Source organism: Empedobacter sp. GD03739 (assembly GCF_029843245.1).
Classification (GTDB): Bacteria; Bacteroidota; Bacteroidia; order Flavobacteriales; family Weeksellaceae; genus Empedobacter; species Empedobacter falsenii_B.
On record NZ_JAOCHX010000035.1, the window covers coordinates 16,460 to 33,905 of the forward strand.

Consider the following 17,446-nt stretch of genomic DNA (forward strand, 5'->3'; position numbering starts at 1 on the left):
TGTCATTCTGAGTTCATCTCAGAATCTCATTAAATTTAAGTGTGATACTGAAACAAGTTCAGTATGACATTTTACATAATACTTTTTACATTTTACTTACTTTCATTCCACGTTTTATAATTCGAAGCCATTGACTCGTAATAATAATCTGGAACTTCTGTTAATGGTTCACAAGGTTTTAAACTATCATGACAATCACTTGGTAATTGCATATATTGTTGAGTACCTTGATCTTTCCATTCGATCATTTGATCCGAAACTTGTTTTACGATTTTTGCAGGATTTCCAACCACAACACTTCTTGTCGGAATATGTGTATCAGCCTTTACAAAAGCTAAAGCACCAACAATACATTCGTCTTCTACCACAACATTATCCATAACAACTGCATTCATCCCAACCATACAATTACGACCAATTGTTGCGCCGTGAATAATTGCGCCGTGACCGATATGCGCTTTTTCTTTTAAATGAACTGTTGTTCCTGGAAACATATGAATCGTACAATTTTCTTGTACATTGCAATTATCTTCGATAATAATTTGTCCCCAATCACCACGTAACGCACAACCTGGACCAATGTAAACATCTTTCCCAATAATCACATTTCCTGTCACCACAGCTTGCGGATGAATAAATGCTGTTGGATGAACAACGGGTTTATATCCTTTGAATTCGTAAATCATTTTTCTAATATAGTTTTTCGTTTGACGAAATTCGAACTTAGTATTACTCGAAAAACTAACTTCGAATTTCGAATAACTATTTTATGCTCTTTCAATAATTACAGCGTAACCTTGTCCTAAACCGATACACATTGTAACCAATGCATAACGTTTTCCTGTAGCTTGTAATTCGTAAGCCGCAGAATTTAAGATACGCGCTCCTGACATTCCAAGTGGATGTCCTAAAGCGATAGCTCCACCATTTGGATTGATACGAGAATCGTTATCTACTAAACCTAATGCACGCGTACATGCTAAAGATTGCGCTGCAAAAGCTTCATTTAATTCAATTACATCAATATCATTCATTGTTAAACCAGCTTTTTCTAATGCAATTTTCGTTGCATTCACTGGTCCAATTCCCATAATGCGAGGCTCAACACCTGCAACACCAGAAGAAACAATACGTGCCATTGGTGTTAAACCAAAATCTTTAATCGCTTGTTCAGAAGCTAAAATATTCGCTGCCGCACCATCATTAAGTCCAGAAGCATTACCCGCAGTTACCGTTCCATCTGCTTTGAAAGCTGGGCGTAACTTTGATAAAATCTCCATTGTTGTATTATTCTTTGGGAATTCATCAGTATCAAAAATGATTGCATCACCTTTACGTTGTGGAATAACAACAGGAATAATCTCTTTCGCTAAACGTCCATTCACTTGGGCAGCAGCCGTTTTTTGTTGAGACCAAACCGCAAATAAATCTTGATCTTCACGCGAAATATTATCACGCTCTGCTAAGTTTTCAGCTGTATTTCCCATTCCATCAACACCCCACATTTCTTTCATTTTTGGGTTGATAAAACGCCAACCAAAAGTTGAGTCATAAATTTGTGCATCACCACCAAATGGAGAAGCCGATTTAGAAATTACTAAAGGTGCACGTGTCATCGATTCTGCTCCACCAGAAATCATTAATTGTGCATCACCAACCTGAATTGCTCTCGATGCTGCAATTGCAGCTGATAAGCCAGAAGCACATAAACGATTCACTGTTTCACCTGGAACTGTGTAAGGTAATCCAGATAATAAAGCCGACATACGAGCTATATTACGGTTATCCTCTCCTGCTTGATTTGCATTACCTAAAATTACATCGTAGAATGCAGCAGGATCAATTGATGGATTTCTTTTTAATAATTCGGCGATTACCATTGCCCCCATATCGTCTGGACGAACAGCAGATAATCCACCTTTTAATTTACCAATTGGAGTTCTAACTCCATCTATTATATATGTTTGGTTCATTGTTTTAAAGCTTTATGCCTAAAACTTTATGCTTTAGGCAATTTATAAAATTTATTCTTCAATTAAAGGTTTACCTGTTCTAAAGCAAGTTCCTTTAAATAAAGCAATTAATTCGTTGTTTTGATTTGTAACTTTGATATCGTAAATACCTGTTTTTTTCGTTGTCGAAACTTCTTGAGATTCAATGGTAAATACATCTCCCTCGCGTCCAGCTTTCGTAAACGAAATGTGAACATCTAAGGCTACAGAAATATTATTGTACATATTGCACGAAAAAGCAAACGCAGAATCTGCCATCGCAAACGTTACGCCTCCGTGAACAGACCCTACTCCGTTCATCATTTCTGGACGAATTGCTGCTTGTAATTTTGCATATCCTTCTCTAACTTCGATTACTTCTAAACCTAACCATTCACTAAATTTATCGTGGTCAAGCATTCTATTTAATAACTTTTGTGGTTCCATTTTTTTGATAATTTTTAGTAGAATGTTTTATTTTCTTTGACGAAATTTCTGATAATTGGACTTAAACGGTAACGATCTTCATGGTAATAATTGTACAATTTATCTAAATCATTTTGTACATTTTCCAGTCCATATTCATCCGCCCATTTCAATAATCCTTTTGGATAATTTACACCTTTTGTCATCGCCGTATCTAAATCCTCACGGTTTGCAATGTTTAAAAATAAAGCATCAGCTGCTTCGTTGATTAACATCACCAAAACACGTTTGTATATTTTTTCTAATAAAGCTTGATCTTGAGATGGTACTTTTTTCTCCACTCCTTCTGCATAATTGTAAAATCCACGACCAGATTTACGTCCGTAATATCCAGCTTCGAATAAGCGTTTTTGAGAGAAAGATGGTTTAAATCTTGGATCATAAAAGAATGATTCGAAAACCGATTCGGTTACACGATAATTCACATCATGACCAATAAAATCCATTAATTCGAATGGTCCCATACGGAAACCTCCAACAGAAGTCATCGCAAAGTCTATTGTTTCTGCATCTGCAACTCCTTCTTCTAATAAACGAATTGATTCGCTATAAAATGGACGAGCTACACGATTTACAATAAATCCTGGCGTATCTTTCGTAATTACAGGTAATTTACCAACAGATTGAATCAAGGCTTTTACTTCTTCTGCTAAACCTTCTCGCGTTTGTACGGCTGGAATAATCTCTACCAAAGCCATTAAAGGCGCAGGATTAAAAAAGTGAATTCCAATAACACGTTCTGGTTTTGAACACGCAGATGCAATTGATGCGATTGATAATGAAGAAGTGTTTGAAGCTAAAATACATTCGTCAGAAACGAGTTCTTCCACTTGTTTGAAAACTGATTTTTTAATATCTAAATTTTCAATAATTGCTTCAATCATTAAATCAATCGATGCAAAAGCGGTTAAGCTATCTGCATATTCGATATTGTTTTGAATTTCTTGTGCTTTTTCAGCAGTATATTTTTCTTTCGCCACTAACTTCTCGAATGTCTTCGCTAAGTTTTGTTTTGAACGATCTAAAGCTTCTTTATTTGTGTCATATAAAACAACTGGATGACCAGATTGAGCAAAAACTTGTGCAATTCCAGACCCCATTGCTCCTCCACCAATAATTCCTATTTTTTTCATTTCTTACTCGCCTTTAAAAACAGGATTTCTTTTCTCGATAAATGCGTCTACACCTTCTTGATAATCTGATGTATTCCCTGATTTAGCTTGAAATAATCCTTCTTGAATTAATTGTTCTTCGATTGAATTATTAAATGTTTGATTCAATAATTTCTTTGTATAAGCCAAACCTTTTGTTGGAAGATTGGCTAATTTATCAGCAATCTTTGCAACTTCAGCATCGAAAATATCGTCAGCGAAAAACTCATAAATCATTCCGATTTCTTTTGCTTGAGCCGCCGAAACTTTATCTGCAAGCATCATTAAAGCAGTTGCTTTTTGAAGTCCAATTAAACGAGGTAAGAAATAAGTTCCTCCACAATCTGGGATTAAACCAATTTTAGAAAAAGCTTGAATGAAATTTGTCGATTCTTTCGCAACAACAATGTCACAAGCCAAAGCTAAATTTGCTCCCGCACCGGCAGCAACACCGTTTACAGCAGCAACAACTGGTTTGTCCATATTTCTAATTTTAAGAACCAATGGATTGTAATTTTCTTGAACGATTTTATTGAAGTCGATTTCTTTTTCTTCTAAAACTTCTCCTAAATCTTGACCAGCGCAGAATGCTTTTCCCGTTCCAGTTAAAACCACTGCACGAACAGAAACATCTTGAGCTGCAACATCCAAGTGATGTTGAAGAGATTTAATCATTTCCTGATTAAAACTGTTAAAAACAGAAGGACGATTCAACGTAATCGTAGCAATTCCTCCCTCTTGTGTGTATAGGATTGATGTTGAATTTTCCATAATTTTTTAGTGATGACATTTGAAATAATCAAATGGTTCGTGGCAACTATTGCATTGATACATAGCTTTGCAGGCCGTAGAACCAAATTGACTGATAAGTCTGGTATCTGTAGAGCCACATTGTGGACATTCGATATTTTGTTCGTCTGAAAAGAGCTCATCGCTCGAAGGATTTTTAGTTGGAGGCGCAATTCCATAAGCCTTCATTTTTTGCTTTCCTTCTTCTGTCATCCAATCAGTTGACCACGAAGGGCTCAACTGATTAATGACATTGATATTTTTGAATCCTTTTTCGATTAATTTTAAACGAACAGAAATTGAAATTGCACTCATAGCAGGACATCCCGAATACGTAGGCGTAATTGTAACGTTGACACTTTCTTGGTCAATTAATTCAATTTTACGCACAACACCAAGATCAATTACACTAATCACAGGAATTTCTGGATCAGCGACTTCCTCCATGTATTGCCAAATTTCTTTTTCGGTTACCATTGCGAATCTGGATAAGTTCTTTGTAAATATTGTAAATCTGTTAAGATAAATCCTAAATGCTCTGTATGAACACCTTCTTTACCTCCTTTTTGTACAAAAGCATTTTCTACATCAGCTTTGATTGTCGCTTCGTCTAAAATTGCTTTTACATTTGTTAACCAAGTCGCTTGGAATTCTTCTGGACTTGAAATTAATCCTTCTTCAACTAAAGCTTTTTGGTAAGGCGCTAATAAAAACGCTTCTTTTACATAAGGTAAAATATTATTTACTGCTTCCTGAATTTTATCGTGAGATTCTTGTGTTCCGTCTCCTAAACGAATCATCCATTCTGATGACCATTTTAAGTGATATTTTACCTCTTTCAATGATTTTTCAGCGATGGCTTGTAATTTAAGATCTTTTACTTTCAAAAATTGCTCTAACAATAACGCATGGTAAGAATCGTAAAAGAATTGACGTGCAACTGTATCACCGAAATGTCCGTTTGGTAATTCAACCAACAATAAGTTTTTATATTCACGCTCTTCACGTAACATTGCTAACGTATCTTCAGTTGCTCCATTCCCGATCATTTCAGCCGCATAATCATAATAATTAGATGTTTGACCTAATAAATCCAACGCCATATTAGACATTGCAATGTCTTGTTCTAAAATTGGACCATGACCACACCATTCGCATAAACGTTGTGCCAAAATTAGATTTGTATCTGCTAAATGTAAGATAAAATCGATGTAATTTTGATTGTTTTGATAAACTGTACTTGTCATAAATTACATGTTTTTAATTTCTTCTGGTACATCATAAAAAGTTGGATGACGGTAAACTTTGTCTTCTGCAGGATCAAAAAATTGTTCTGCTTCATCAGGATTAGAAGCATGGATATTAGCAGATTCTACCACCCAAATACTTACACCTTCTAAACGACGTGTATATACATCACGTGCATTTTCTAGTGCCATTGTAGCATCAGCAGCATGTAAGCTCCCAACGTGTTTGTGGTCTAACCCTTGTTTACTTCTAATGAATACTTCCCATAAAGGCCAATCTCTATTTTCCATCTTTTTATGCGTTTTTGCGTTGTTCTTTTTCTAATTCTCTTTGTTTTCTTTTTTCGTGATAAGCTGTTGCAGCATCACGAACCCAAGCTCCTTCGTTGTGAGCATTACGGCGAGCATCCAAACGTTGTTTGTTACATTTACCGTTTCCTTTCACAACATTCCAGAATTCTTCCCAATCAATTTCTCCGAATTCGTAGTGCCCTGTTTCTTCGTTGAATTTTAGATCTGGATCTGGAATAGTTAATCCTAAATATTCGGCTTGAGGAATAGAAATATCTACGAAACGTTGACGTAATTCGTCATTCGAGAAACGTTTGATTCTCCATTTCATTGATAATTCTGAGTTTGATGATTCTTCGTCTTTTGGTCCAAACATCATTAATGTAGGCCACCACCAACGATTCATTGCATCTTGCAACATCGCTTTTTGTTCTGGTGTTCCTTTTGATAATACCACTAATGCTTCATAACCTTGTCTTTGGTGGAAAGATTCTTCTTTACAAACACGCACCATTGCACGAGCATAAGGTCCGTAAGAAGTTCTACATAATGGAACTTGATTCAGAATCGCAGCTCCATCTACCAACCAACCAATCATTCCGATATCTGCCCAAGTAAGGGTTGGATAATTGAAGATTGATGAATATTTTGCTTTACCTGAATGTAAATCATTTAATGTTTGAATACGGGAAACACCTAATGTTTCAGCAGCACAATATAAGTATAATCCGTGACCAGCTTCGTCTTGAACTTTCGCTAATAAGATTTTCTTTCTATTTAATGAAGGCGCTCTTGTAATCCAGTTTGCTTCTGGTAACATCCCTACAATTTCTGAGTGAGCATGTTGAGAGATTTGTCTGATTAATGTTTTACGGTATGCGTCTGGCATCCAGTCTTTTGGTTCGATACGAACTTCATTTTCAATCTTATTATCGAAGATTTCTTGAAAATCAATTTCTTTTGCACTCATTTCTAAACGTTTTTAAAGTTGATTATTTGGCATCAAAATCTACCACGACTTCTGCAGAACGAGGGTGCGCTTGACACGCTAATACAAATCCTCTTTCTAATTCATCTGGCTCAAGTGAGTAGTTGATGTCCATTTCTACCTCACCCTTCTCTACTTTACACTTACAAGTTGCGCAAACACCACCTTTACAAGCATAAGGTAAATCAGCTCCGTTTTGTAAAGCCGCATCTAAGATTGTATCGCCATTGTAACCCAAATCAATCTGTAAAGCTGTTGCATCTAATTTGATGGTTACTTTACTCATTGTATCATCTGATTGTTTTACAGCTTTTTGACGCTCTACCTTTTTCGCTTCTGCAGATGCACTATAGAATAATTCGAAATGCAAATGTTTTGCATCAACTCCTGCTTCTACAAAAGCGTCACGACCGCTTAAAATCATTTCTTCTGGACCACAAAGGAAAACTTCGCTTACTTCTTTTGGATCGATGATATTTTGCAAGAAATATTCAATTTTTGCTTTATCAATACGACCACTCAAAATCTCAGCATCAGCCGTTTCACGACTCAAGATATTGTAAACGCTAATGCGTTCCATGTATCTATTTTTTAATGCTTCGATTTCTTCTTTAAAAATAATCGAACCTTTGTTTCTGTTTCCATATAACAGTACAAATTGACTGTTAGGTTCTGTTTGTAGAACTGTTTTGATGATAGAAAGTACTGGTGTAATTCCAGATCCCGCCACAATTCCTACATATAATTTTTTGTTGTCTTCGTGTACTTCTGTAAAGAAATTTCCTTGTGGAGTCATTACATCAAGAACATCGCCAACTTTGATTGTATCGTTAACAAATGTCGAGAAAATTCCATCCTCAATTTTCTTTACAGCAACTCTTAATTCATTATCCAAAGGACTTGAACAAATTGAGTAAGAACGTCTAATTTCTTCGTTATTGTGAAAATTCTTAAACGTTAAATATTGACCATGTTTGAATTTGAATTCTTGGTTTAATTCTTCTGGCACTTCAAATGTAACGGATACACAATCTGGTGTTTCCTTTTTTACATTTTTAACGCGTAATTGGTGAAAATTTATAGCCATATTATTTTTGAAATCCGTTAATTAATAGTGTCATTAAGTCATTTTCTAATTGCTCTGGTGAGATATCTCGTCCAGGTTTGTACCACAATTCTATCCAACGTAATGATGATAATAAAGTAAATAAAGCAACCGAAACATTCAAGTCTTTAAATTCGCCTGCTGCAATTCCTGCTTTGATAAGATTAGCGATTCTTTTTTCGTATCCTTTTCGAATTGTTTTGTACAATTCTTTTTTCGTATCCGAAAGATTTTTCCAATCATTATTTGCAACAGAAACTTCGTTTGGCTCATCAATAATCATTCTGACATGTAATTGAATTAAATCTCTCAATTTCTGAACATTTGATTCGTTTGTATCTTCGATCGAGCTAATGTGAGAAACATATTGATTAGCAACTTTAAAACAAATCTCTTCTAAAATTTCGTCTTTCGAACGAATGTGATTGTATAAACTTGCGGCTTCCATTCCAACCTTTTCAGCCAGTTCGCGCATTGATGTTGCCGAATAACCTTTTTGTTTAAAGATTAAGGCAGCTTCTTGAATAATCAGTTCTTTTTTACTTTGTTTAGGCATATATTTATAAATGTCTGTTATCGATGATTCGGTTTAATTTTCCTCCTTCACTTTTCGGAAGTTCATCAACTTGATACAATTTAACATTCATTCCTAATCCAATATTGTCTCTAATTTTTTTGTGAATATTAGAGATTAATTTGCAACATGCATGATTAGATTCGTCGTTCAAATTATCACAAGTGAAACCTTGGCTTGCAAAATAGTCAGGATTAATTTCAAATCCAACTTCTACAGCATCCATATTTTTAGGTTTTGTTAAAACTACTTGATAATTTGGCGATAATTCTGGAAATTCTGGAATAAAATCAGCGATTTGTGTGTGAAAGAAATTTACACCTCTAATAATCATCATATCATCTGCACGACCAATAATTGGTCCCATTTTGATATGCGTTCTTTTCTTAGAATATTCGTACGTAAGGGTTGTGATATCTCCCGTCCAATAACGCACCAATGGTAAAGCTTCTTTTGTTAACGTTGTAATCACTAAAACTCCAGGTTGTCCATAAGGCACAGGCTCACCTGTTTTCTCGTCTACAATCTCTGGAAAGAAGTGGTCTTCCCAAATGTAAGATCCTGTTCCTTGCTCTTCATAATCTTCATTAGATACACCAGGTCCGATAATTTCGCTCAATCCATAGATATTAGAAGCTTTGATGTTTAAACTTCCTTCTACTTCTTGGCGTAATGCTTCTGACCATGGTTCTGATCCTAAAATAGCAAACTTAAGATTTAAGCTTTCTAATGATTCGCCTCTTTTCTTGATTTCCTCAGCTACTGTTAATGCATACGATGGTGTTGCACAAATCGCATCAGCCTGAAAATCTTTCAACAACATAATTTGTTTTTCAGTATTTCCACCAGAAATAGGAACAACTGTCATTCCTAACTTTTCTGCTCCATAATGTAATCCCAAACCTCCTGTAAACAAACCATAACCATAAGCATTTTGTAATGTCATTCCTGGTTCGCATCCAGAAGCCGCTAAAGAACGTGCTACTACTTCTGAAAATAATTCGATGTCATTTTTGGTATAACCTACAACAGTTGGTTTTCCTGTTGTGCCGCTTGAACAATGTAAACGGATTACGTTGCTCTTTGGTTCTGCAAATAATCCGAACGGATAGTTCTCTCTTAAATGTGTTTTTTTGGTGAAAGGTAATTTGTGTAGATCTTCAACACCTTTGATGTCTTCTGGTTTTATTCCAGCCGCATCAAATGCTTCTTTATAAAAAGGTACATTGTTGTACACTTTTTGTAACATGTTTTGAAGTCTTTCGTTTTGAAGAACGCGCAATTTTTCAATTGGCATTTGTTCTATCTCGGGATTAAATATCATAATTTTTGCAGATTTTGATTTTTGATAATAACAAATTTAATCAAAAAAACTAAAAAAACTAACGTTTGTTAGTTTTTTTAGTGTAAAAAATACAATTCTTATTAATTATTGCCTTTTTAATAAGATAAAACACTATTAATCAATGTTTTTAATTTTTCAGCATTGGGTAACATCTCTGCTTCCAAAGTCGAATTTAATGGAATTGCTGGCATATCTTGCGCTCCTAACACACGAATTGGTGCATCTAAGTACTCAAAACACTCTTCATTAATTAAGCCTGAAATACTCTGTGCAAAAGAGTTTTGCTTCGCTTCTTCTGTCAAAACAATACAACGATTGTGTTTTTTTACACTATTAAAGATTGTTTCTTCATCTAACGGAACTAAAGTTCTTAAATCGATAATTTCGACTTGATTAGGAAAATCCTTTGCCGCTTGTTTTGCCCAATACACTCCCATTCCGTATGTAATAATCGAAACAGAATTATGATTTTGAGAAGATTCAGCCGTTAAAACTTCACGTGCTTTACCAAAAGGCAATACATAATCTTCGTCCGGCTCAACTGTCGCAGCATCTTCTGTTCCTTTTATTTTACTCCAATACAACCCTTTGTGCTCTAGCATTACCACAGGATTTGGATCGTAATAAGCTGCTTTCATCAAACCTTTCAAATCCGCTCCAGTAGATGGATACGCAATTTTAATTCCTTTAATATTCGTCAAAACACTTTCTACAGAACTTGAATGATAAGGTCCTCCGCTTCCATACGCACCAATTGGTACACGTAAAATCATGGAAACTGGCCATTTACCGTTTGATAAATAATTAGAACGTGCCACTTCTGTAAACAACTGATTCAATCCTGGCCAAATATAGTCGGCAAATTGCACCTCAACAATTGGTTTTAAGCCTACTGCAGACATTCCAACCGTAGATCCGATTATAAACGCTTCTTGAATTGGTGTATTAAATACACGATTTTTACCATATTGTTTTGCTAAAGTTGCCGCTTCACGAAAAACTCCACCTAAACGCAATCCTACATCTTGTCCATATAATAAAGCTTCTGGATGTTTTGCCATTAATTCACGAATCGCAAATAATGCAGAATCTACCATTACTGTTTTATCTTTTCCTTCTGGAGAACGATTTCCTTTTTCTTCGTTAATCGGTGTTGATGCAAAAACATGCGTATATAAATCTTCAGAACGTGGATCTTCTGCTTTTAATGCTTCTTGATATTCTGCCTGAACTTGTTCTTTTATCTTATTCTCAATTTCGATTAAATCATTTTCATCGAAACCTTCATTTAATAAAGTATATTTTAATTTATCGTAAGGATCACGAGATTGTGCTTCCTCTAAATCATCTCTGTACCATTCTTTGCGAACGCCAGATGTATGATGATTCAATAAAGGAACTTTTGCATGCACCAAAATCGGACGACGTTCTGTACGAATAATTTCAATTGCACGTTGAATCGTTTCATAAGAAGCTAAAAAATCCGTTCCATCAACCACAAAAACTTCCAAACCATTGAAACCTTTTGCATAATGAGCGATATCTTGTGCACGAATTTCATCTGCCGAAGCCGAAATATCCCATTCATTATCTTGAACCAAATATAAAATTGGTAATTGTTTCAACGCTGCCATTTGGAAAGCTTCTGCCACCTCGCCTTCCGTACAAGACGCATCTCCTAACGAACAAACTGCAATTGGTTTTACTTCTTCATTGCAAAGACCTTCTAATTCTTTGTACTGCATTCCCATCGCAATTCCCGTTGTTGGAATCGCTTGCATTCCTGTTGCACTACTTTGATGCGGAATTTTCGGCATATTATCACGGCGCAAACTTGGATGAGAATAATACGTTCTTCCTCCAGAAAAAATATCATCGCGTTTTGCCAATAATTGCAACATCAATTCATAAGGCGTAATCCCGATTGATAATAACATGGCATCATCACGGTAATATGCGCTTAAGTAATCTTGTGGTAATAATTGTAATCCTGTTGCAATTTGAATTGCTTCGTGTCCACGCGCTGTTGCGTGAACATATTTGCTTGTTACAGCTTTATTTTCTTCGTATAATTCGGTTAAAGATTTTGCAGTAACCAATAATTCGTATGCTTGTTTAAGTAATGTTGTTGTTGATAATGTGGTTTCCATTCTGATTAAATTTGCGTGTTAACATCCCAATTCTCCATGTAATCTGAAATTCGTTTCAAGAAAACGCCTCCCAAAGATCCGTCTATCACACGATGATCAAACGAAAGTGACAAATACATAAATTGCCTCGCCACAATAATATCTCCGAACTCAGTTTCCAAAACCGCAGGTTTTTTCTTGATCACGCCAGTCGCTAAAATTGCCACTTCAGGTTGATTGATAATTGGCGTTCCCATCAAATTACCAAAAGTTCCCACATTACTTATTGTAAACGTTCCTCCACGAACATCATCTGGCGAAAGTTTATTATTTCTTGCTTTATCTACAATTGAATTTACACCTTTTACTAAACCTTCTAAATTTAATTCATTGGCTTGATGAATGACAGGAACAATCAAATTATTACTTGGTAAAGCAGTTGCAATTCCAATATTTATCTCATTGTGTTTGATTATTTTAGTCTCAGTTTCATCAACTGATACATTAATCATTGGAAAATCTTTAATTGCACGAACAACACAATCTACAATTAACGGCGTAAATGTCAATTTTTGTTTGTATTTAGCTTCAAAAGCAGCTTTATTTTCTTCGCGCCATTTCACAAAATTCGTCACATCAGGTTCTACATAAGCCGTCACATGAGGCGAAGTTTGTTTACTCTTTTTCATATGTTTCGAAATCAATTGACGCATTTTATCCATCTCAATGATTTCATCTTTCGCTCCAAAGGAAGAACTTGAAACTAGATTATTTTCACTTAAAGTATTACTTAAATTATTAATTGTAAATGGTTTATTTTGAATATAATTCAACACATCATTCTTCGAAATTCTCCCATCACGACCAGAACCTTTTATTTGTGAAATATCAGTTGATTGAAGATTTTCTTTTTGAATAATACTTTTTACCAAAGGTGATAAAAATTGATTTGTATCGATTGAATTTACAGTTTGCGAAGTTGTGACAGTTTCAATCTTTTTTTCTTCAACATTTTCAGTTTTTTGAGCTGATTGTTGTTGAGTTTCTGAAGGCTCAATTAAAGCGAAAACTTCTCCTATTTTTATTTCATCTCCTTCATTAAATCTAAACTCAATAATTTTTCCAGCAGTTGTAGAAGGCACATCAGAATCTACTTTATCCGTCGAAACTTCGGCAATTACTTCATCTTCTTGAATGAAATCGCCAACGTTTTTTGTAAAACGAACCAATTGTACAGACTCTACACTTTCTCCCAATTTTGGAATCGTTAGTTCTATATTCTTCATTTTATTTGTTTGCAGTTTTGAGCGTTGAAGATAATGATTTTTTATAAAAACTAATGAATGTTAGTTGAAATATTCATTAGTTTTACGCAAATTAATTAAACAATGGAAGATATTTTTGTTGGGATATGGTTTCTTTTTGTATTAACAATGACCTTTTTACCTATAATGTGTTTAATACATGTTATTACACATCAATTTAGAAATTTAAAAACAAAATTTCTATGGATTTTTGTTGTAGTATTAATTCCATACTTAGGTCCTATTTTATATTATTTAAAAGGTCGAAATATGGTTATAAATAACTAAAACCTCATCACCAAACCAACTCCCGCTTGATTATTTTGATAAACAGGAAAAAACATTGTCGCCACTTTTGATTCTTTATTTTTTGGAGAAAACCAATTGTTAATCGTAGGAAATAACCAATACGCCAATTCCGTAGATAAAATCCCTATTCCCGCTCCAGCAACAACATCTCCAACCCAATGGCGATTATTGATAACACGATAAACACCTGTAAAAGCTGCCAAAGGATATCCAGCCAAACTCAACCAAAAATTAGAATCTTGATATTCTCGAAACATAAATTGAGCCGTAGAAAATGCATTCGCCGTATGTCCAGAAGGAAAAGAAAGATTGTTTGTACCATCGGGTCTTTCTTCTTGTACAGTGTGTTTTAGCCCCATCACCAAACCTGTATTGATGATTTGAGATGTTGCAAAAATAATTGTACGATCTCGTAAATTATGTTTCCCTTGAACGCCAGCCAAATTCAATCCATAAACCGCTGCTGCAGGTAAATATTGTGTATAATTATCAAATTTATTTCCTTTTGTTTTATCTTCTAAAATTTCGTTTTGAGTAGATTTATTCAAATTATCCAATGCTGGAATTGCCAAACTCAGACTTCCATATGTAATTAAAGTCGCAGGAATAATCAACTTTTTGGCGTTGAAATGATAAACTTTATCTTCTGGATTAAATATTTGCTTTGGAATAGAATCAAGTTGAATAGAATCGGTTTTAGTTTGCTGAATTGTATCTTGTGCATTCCCTTTTATAGAAAATATTGAAAGTAATACACAATTCATGACTATCGTTTTTGTTTTAATTTGGTTCATTTTCACATTCATTTTATTGAACAAATGTATTTGAAACCTCCTTACACAAAACTTAAGATTTGATTAAGAAAAAAGCCATTAGAAATAATCCAATGGCTTTAAAAAAATATCTATTTATAAATTTCCTCGACGTTCTTGCTCTCTTTCTAAGGCTTCGAACAATGCTTTGAAATTACCTGCTCCAAACGATTGCGCTCCATGACGCTCGATAATTTCGTAGAATAATGTTGGACGATCTTCGACTGGTTTCGTAAAAATTTGTAACAAATAACCTTCTTCATCACAATCAACCAAAATTCCTAAATCTTGTAACTTCTTAATATCCTCATCAATTTCACCAACACGCTCTGGAATCATATCGTAATAAGCCTCTGGTGGCGCTGATAAAAACTCAACTCCACGAGATTTAAGTTCTGTCACAGTTTTTACAATATCCTTAGTTGCAACTGCAATATGCTGCACTCCTTCTCCTTCGTAAAAATCTAAATATTCTTCTACTTGAGATTTCTTTTGACCTTCTGCAGGCTCATTGATAGGGAATTTTGAATAACCATTTCCGTTACTCATCACTTTCGACATTAATGCTGAATATTCCGTATTGATTTGTTTATCATCAAACGATAAAATATTTACAAATCCCATTACATCTTGGTACCAAGCAACCGCTTCGTTCATACGATTCCAACCCACATTACCAACGCAATGATCCACATATAATAAACCACAATCTGTTGGTTGATATGTTGATTCAGATTTTACATAACCTGGCATAAAAGGACCTTCATAATTTTTACGTTCAATAAACATATGGATTGTTTCGCCATATGTATAAATTCCAGACATTTTTACTTCACCAAACTCATCTGTAATCGTAGTTGGCTCCATATAAGGTTTTCCTCCACGTTTTGTTGTTTGCTCAAAAGCATCGTACGCATCATCCACCCAAAGTGCTAAAATTTTAACTCCATCACCATGTTTCATTGCATGTTGACAAATTGGAGAATCTGATTTTAAACCAGAAGTTAATACCAAACGAATCTTCCCTTGTTGTAAAACATAAGAAGCTCTATCTCTCACTCCAGTTTCTGGGCCAGCATACGCAACTTCCTGAAATCCAAAAGCTGTTTTGTAATAATGTGCAGATTGTTTTGCATTACCAACATAAAACTCGATATAATCGGTTCCATTAATTGGAAGAAAGTCTTGTGCTAATGCTATTTTTTCAGCAAATGTTTGTGTACTCATTTTTATTGTGTTTTTTATTTTATTGTATTCAGTAAAAAGTAAAATGTATTAAGTTTTACTATAATTATTTAGATTCTTCGACAAGCTCAGAATGACAGTTACGCCAAGCTTAATTTATTTCAGCTTTTCTTCAAATTAACTTATGAGATATTGAAACAAGTTCACGATGACTTTTATTAAATCTTTTCTTAGATTCTTCGACAAGCTCAGATGACAACGAACTTAGAACTTAGAACTTAGAACTTAGAACTTAGAACTTAGAACAAAATTAAAATCTCTTAATAAAGCCAAGATTTATAATAATCTGGATCTTCTATTTCTAACGCCTGTTCAGTTAACATTAATGGTCTGAAAGGATCAATCATCACCGCTAATTCGTGTGTTTCTTTCGCTCCAATTGATTTTTCAACTGTACCTGGATGTGGACCATGCGGAATTCCTGCTGGATGTAATGTAATTTGCCCTTTCTCAACCGATTTTCTAGACATAAAATCTCCATCAACATAATATAAAATCTCATCAGAGTCTACATTACTATGGTTATAAGGAGCTGGAATAGCATTTGGATGATAATCGAAAAGACGTGGAACAAAACTACAAATCACAAAACCTGCACCTTCGAAAGTTTGATGAACAGGTGGCGGTTGATGAATACGTCCTGTAATTGGCTCGAAATTATGAATAGAAAAAGCCCATGGATAATGATAACCATCCCAACCTACAAAATCGAAAGGATGAGTTCCATAAACGTAAGGATAAATTAATCCTTCTTTTTTGATCATAATCTTGAAATCTCCGTGTTCATCATTTGTTTCAAGATTTTGAGGACGTTTAATATCGCGCTCGCAAAAAGGCGAATGTTCCATTAACTGTCCAAAATGATTGCGATAACGACGAGGTGTTTCAACTGGGCTAAATGATTCTGTAATAAACAATCGGTTATTAGAATCATTAAAATGAAGTTGATAAATAATTCCACGTGGAATCACTAAATAATCTCCATATTCAAATTCAATTTGTCCATAACCAGTTTTTAAAACTCCAGAACCTTCGTGTATAAAAATTACTTCATCCGCCATCGAATTTTTGTAGAAATAATCAGTCATCGATTCTTGTGGCGCAGCCAATGAAATATGCAAATCATTGTTAACCAAAACTGGTACACGAGATTCTAAATAATCTTTGGTAGGTTTTACTTTAAAACCTTTTAAAGAGGTATGTTTTAAATGTTTTGCGCGGGCAATTTTTGGCTCTACCGAATAAGGTTCGCTAATCGCTTTTACCAAAGTTGGTGGATAACAGTGGTAAACATTGGAATACGTACTCGAAAATCCATGCGTAGAAACTAATTCTTCTGCATATAATTCTCCATTTGGTTTTCGGAATACCGTATGTCGCTTTTGTGGGAATTCTCCCAAATGATGATAAAGTGGCATATCGTATTTTGTTTGTTATTTTGATGAAAAGGGATATAGATGACGAAATTCGTCAACAAATAATCTGCAATATTCTAGTGTGAATATTGAGCAAATACAATTTTGGAAAGTAAAGCAGAAGTTTGCTTATTCATTCCAACAAATAAAGGTTTAATATTTTCTTTAATTGTTTGCATTTCTTTTCTGTGGTTATCTCAAAGATAGAAACATTTTTTGATTGTACAAAATACACTATAAATATATTATCAACTTTAAGGCACAA

18 protein-coding genes are annotated in these 17,446 nt (G+C 34.6%); 1 reads left to right on the forward strand and 17 read right to left on the reverse strand.

Annotation, left to right across the window (positions count from 1 at the left end; translation table 11 throughout):
• Window positions 1-92: 92 nt before the first annotated feature.
• The 14 genes from N5E64_RS11560 to N5E64_RS11625 form a co-directional block, all read right to left on the reverse strand.
• Window positions 93-686, reverse strand: coding sequence for a transferase hexapeptide repeat family protein (locus N5E64_RS11560; RefSeq protein WP_219035117.1), 594 nt, complete (start codon window positions 684-686; stop codon window positions 93-95).
• Window positions 687-767: 81 nt separating this feature from the next.
• Window positions 768-1,973: a 3-oxoadipyl-CoA thiolase gene (gene pcaF / locus N5E64_RS11565; RefSeq protein WP_115000310.1), complete on the reverse strand. Its 1,206-nt coding sequence runs from the start codon at window positions 1,971-1,973 to the stop codon at window positions 768-770.
• Between the two features lie 51 nt (window positions 1,974-2,024).
• The gene (gene paaI, locus N5E64_RS11570; RefSeq protein WP_038335715.1) at window positions 2,025-2,438 is read right to left on the reverse strand and encodes a hydroxyphenylacetyl-CoA thioesterase PaaI; all 414 of its coding nucleotides are present in this window, start codon (window positions 2,436-2,438) and stop codon (window positions 2,025-2,027) included.
• A 14-nt stretch (window positions 2,439-2,452) separates the two neighbouring features.
• Window positions 2,453-3,610, reverse strand: coding sequence for a 3-hydroxyacyl-CoA dehydrogenase NAD-binding domain-containing protein (locus N5E64_RS11575; RefSeq protein ID WP_038335714.1), 1,158 nt, complete (start codon window positions 3,608-3,610; stop codon window positions 2,453-2,455).
• Window positions 3,611-3,613: 3 nt separating this feature from the next.
• Window positions 3,614-4,399: an enoyl-CoA hydratase-related protein gene (locus N5E64_RS11580; RefSeq protein ID WP_038335712.1), complete on the reverse strand. Its 786-nt coding sequence runs from the start codon at window positions 4,397-4,399 to the stop codon at window positions 3,614-3,616.
• Window positions 4,400-4,405: 6 nt separating this feature from the next.
• Window positions 4,406-4,894 carry a 1,2-phenylacetyl-CoA epoxidase subunit PaaD gene (gene paaD, locus N5E64_RS11585; protein ID WP_038335711.1) on the reverse strand — a complete coding sequence of 163 codons (489 nt, stop codon included), beginning with the start codon at window positions 4,892-4,894 and terminating at the stop codon, window positions 4,406-4,408.
• Window positions 4,888-5,664, reverse strand: coding sequence for a 1,2-phenylacetyl-CoA epoxidase subunit PaaC (paaC, locus tag N5E64_RS11590; RefSeq protein WP_038335710.1), 777 nt, complete (start codon window positions 5,662-5,664; stop codon window positions 4,888-4,890). Before paaC ends, paaD begins: the two co-directional genes overlap by 7 nt.
• 3 nt (window positions 5,665-5,667) lie before the next feature.
• Window positions 5,668-5,955: a 1,2-phenylacetyl-CoA epoxidase subunit PaaB gene (paaB, locus tag N5E64_RS11595; RefSeq protein ID WP_038335709.1), complete on the reverse strand. Its 288-nt coding sequence runs from the start codon at window positions 5,953-5,955 to the stop codon at window positions 5,668-5,670.
• Window positions 5,956-5,959: 4 nt separating this feature from the next.
• Window positions 5,960-6,925, reverse strand: a complete 966-nt coding sequence (gene paaA, locus N5E64_RS11600; protein ID WP_038335708.1) for a 1,2-phenylacetyl-CoA epoxidase subunit PaaA — start codon at window positions 6,923-6,925, stop codon at window positions 5,960-5,962.
• 22 nt (window positions 6,926-6,947) lie between these two features.
• Window positions 6,948-8,030 carry a 1,2-phenylacetyl-CoA epoxidase subunit PaaE gene (gene paaE / locus N5E64_RS11605; RefSeq protein WP_038335707.1) on the reverse strand — a complete coding sequence of 361 codons (1,083 nt, stop codon included), beginning with the start codon at window positions 8,028-8,030 and terminating at the stop codon, window positions 6,948-6,950.
• 1 nt (window position 8,031) lies between these two features.
• Window positions 8,032-8,604, reverse strand: coding sequence for a TetR/AcrR family transcriptional regulator (locus N5E64_RS11610; protein ID WP_280037669.1), 573 nt, complete (start codon window positions 8,602-8,604; stop codon window positions 8,032-8,034).
• A 4-nt stretch (window positions 8,605-8,608) separates the two neighbouring features.
• A complete protein-coding gene (locus N5E64_RS11615) occupies window positions 8,609-9,946 on the reverse strand; it encodes a phenylacetate--CoA ligase family protein (RefSeq protein ID WP_221855025.1) in 1,338 nt (445 codons plus the stop codon).
• 116 nt (window positions 9,947-10,062) lie between these two features.
• Window positions 10,063-12,117 (reverse strand): thiamine pyrophosphate-dependent enzyme, encoded by a 2,055-nt coding sequence (locus N5E64_RS11620; RefSeq protein ID WP_280037671.1) that lies wholly within the window; start codon window positions 12,115-12,117, stop codon window positions 10,063-10,065.
• Window positions 12,118-12,122: 5 nt separating this feature from the next.
• Window positions 12,123-13,382 carry a dihydrolipoamide acetyltransferase family protein gene (locus tag N5E64_RS11625; RefSeq protein WP_280037672.1) on the reverse strand — a complete coding sequence of 420 codons (1,260 nt, stop codon included), beginning with the start codon at window positions 13,380-13,382 and terminating at the stop codon, window positions 12,123-12,125.
• A gap of 165 nt (window positions 13,383-13,547) precedes the next feature.
• Here N5E64_RS11625 and N5E64_RS15795 point away from each other — a divergent pair, with 165 nt between their 5' ends.
• On the forward strand, window positions 13,548-13,688 hold the full coding sequence (locus tag N5E64_RS15795; RefSeq protein WP_407933297.1) for a PLD nuclease N-terminal domain-containing protein: 141 nt from the start codon (window positions 13,548-13,550) through the stop codon (window positions 13,686-13,688).
• Here the strand turns inward: N5E64_RS15795 and N5E64_RS11630 are convergent.
• From N5E64_RS11630 to N5E64_RS11640, 3 genes are all read right to left on the reverse strand, one after another.
• On the reverse strand, window positions 13,685-14,473 hold the full coding sequence (locus N5E64_RS11630) for a phosphatase PAP2 family protein (RefSeq protein ID WP_260509578.1): 789 nt from the start codon (window positions 14,471-14,473) through the stop codon (window positions 13,685-13,687). The two genes, N5E64_RS15795 and N5E64_RS11630, sit on opposite strands and share 4 nt — an antisense overlap.
• Before the next feature lie 144 nt (window positions 14,474-14,617).
• Window positions 14,618-15,748, reverse strand: coding sequence for a 4-hydroxyphenylpyruvate dioxygenase (gene hppD, locus N5E64_RS11635; RefSeq protein ID WP_125350265.1), 1,131 nt, complete (start codon window positions 15,746-15,748; stop codon window positions 14,618-14,620).
• Between the two features lie 278 nt (window positions 15,749-16,026).
• Window positions 16,027-17,184 (reverse strand): homogentisate 1,2-dioxygenase, encoded by a 1,158-nt coding sequence (locus N5E64_RS11640; RefSeq protein ID WP_038337326.1) that lies wholly within the window; start codon window positions 17,182-17,184, stop codon window positions 16,027-16,029.
• Window positions 17,185-17,446: the final 262 nt, after the last annotated feature.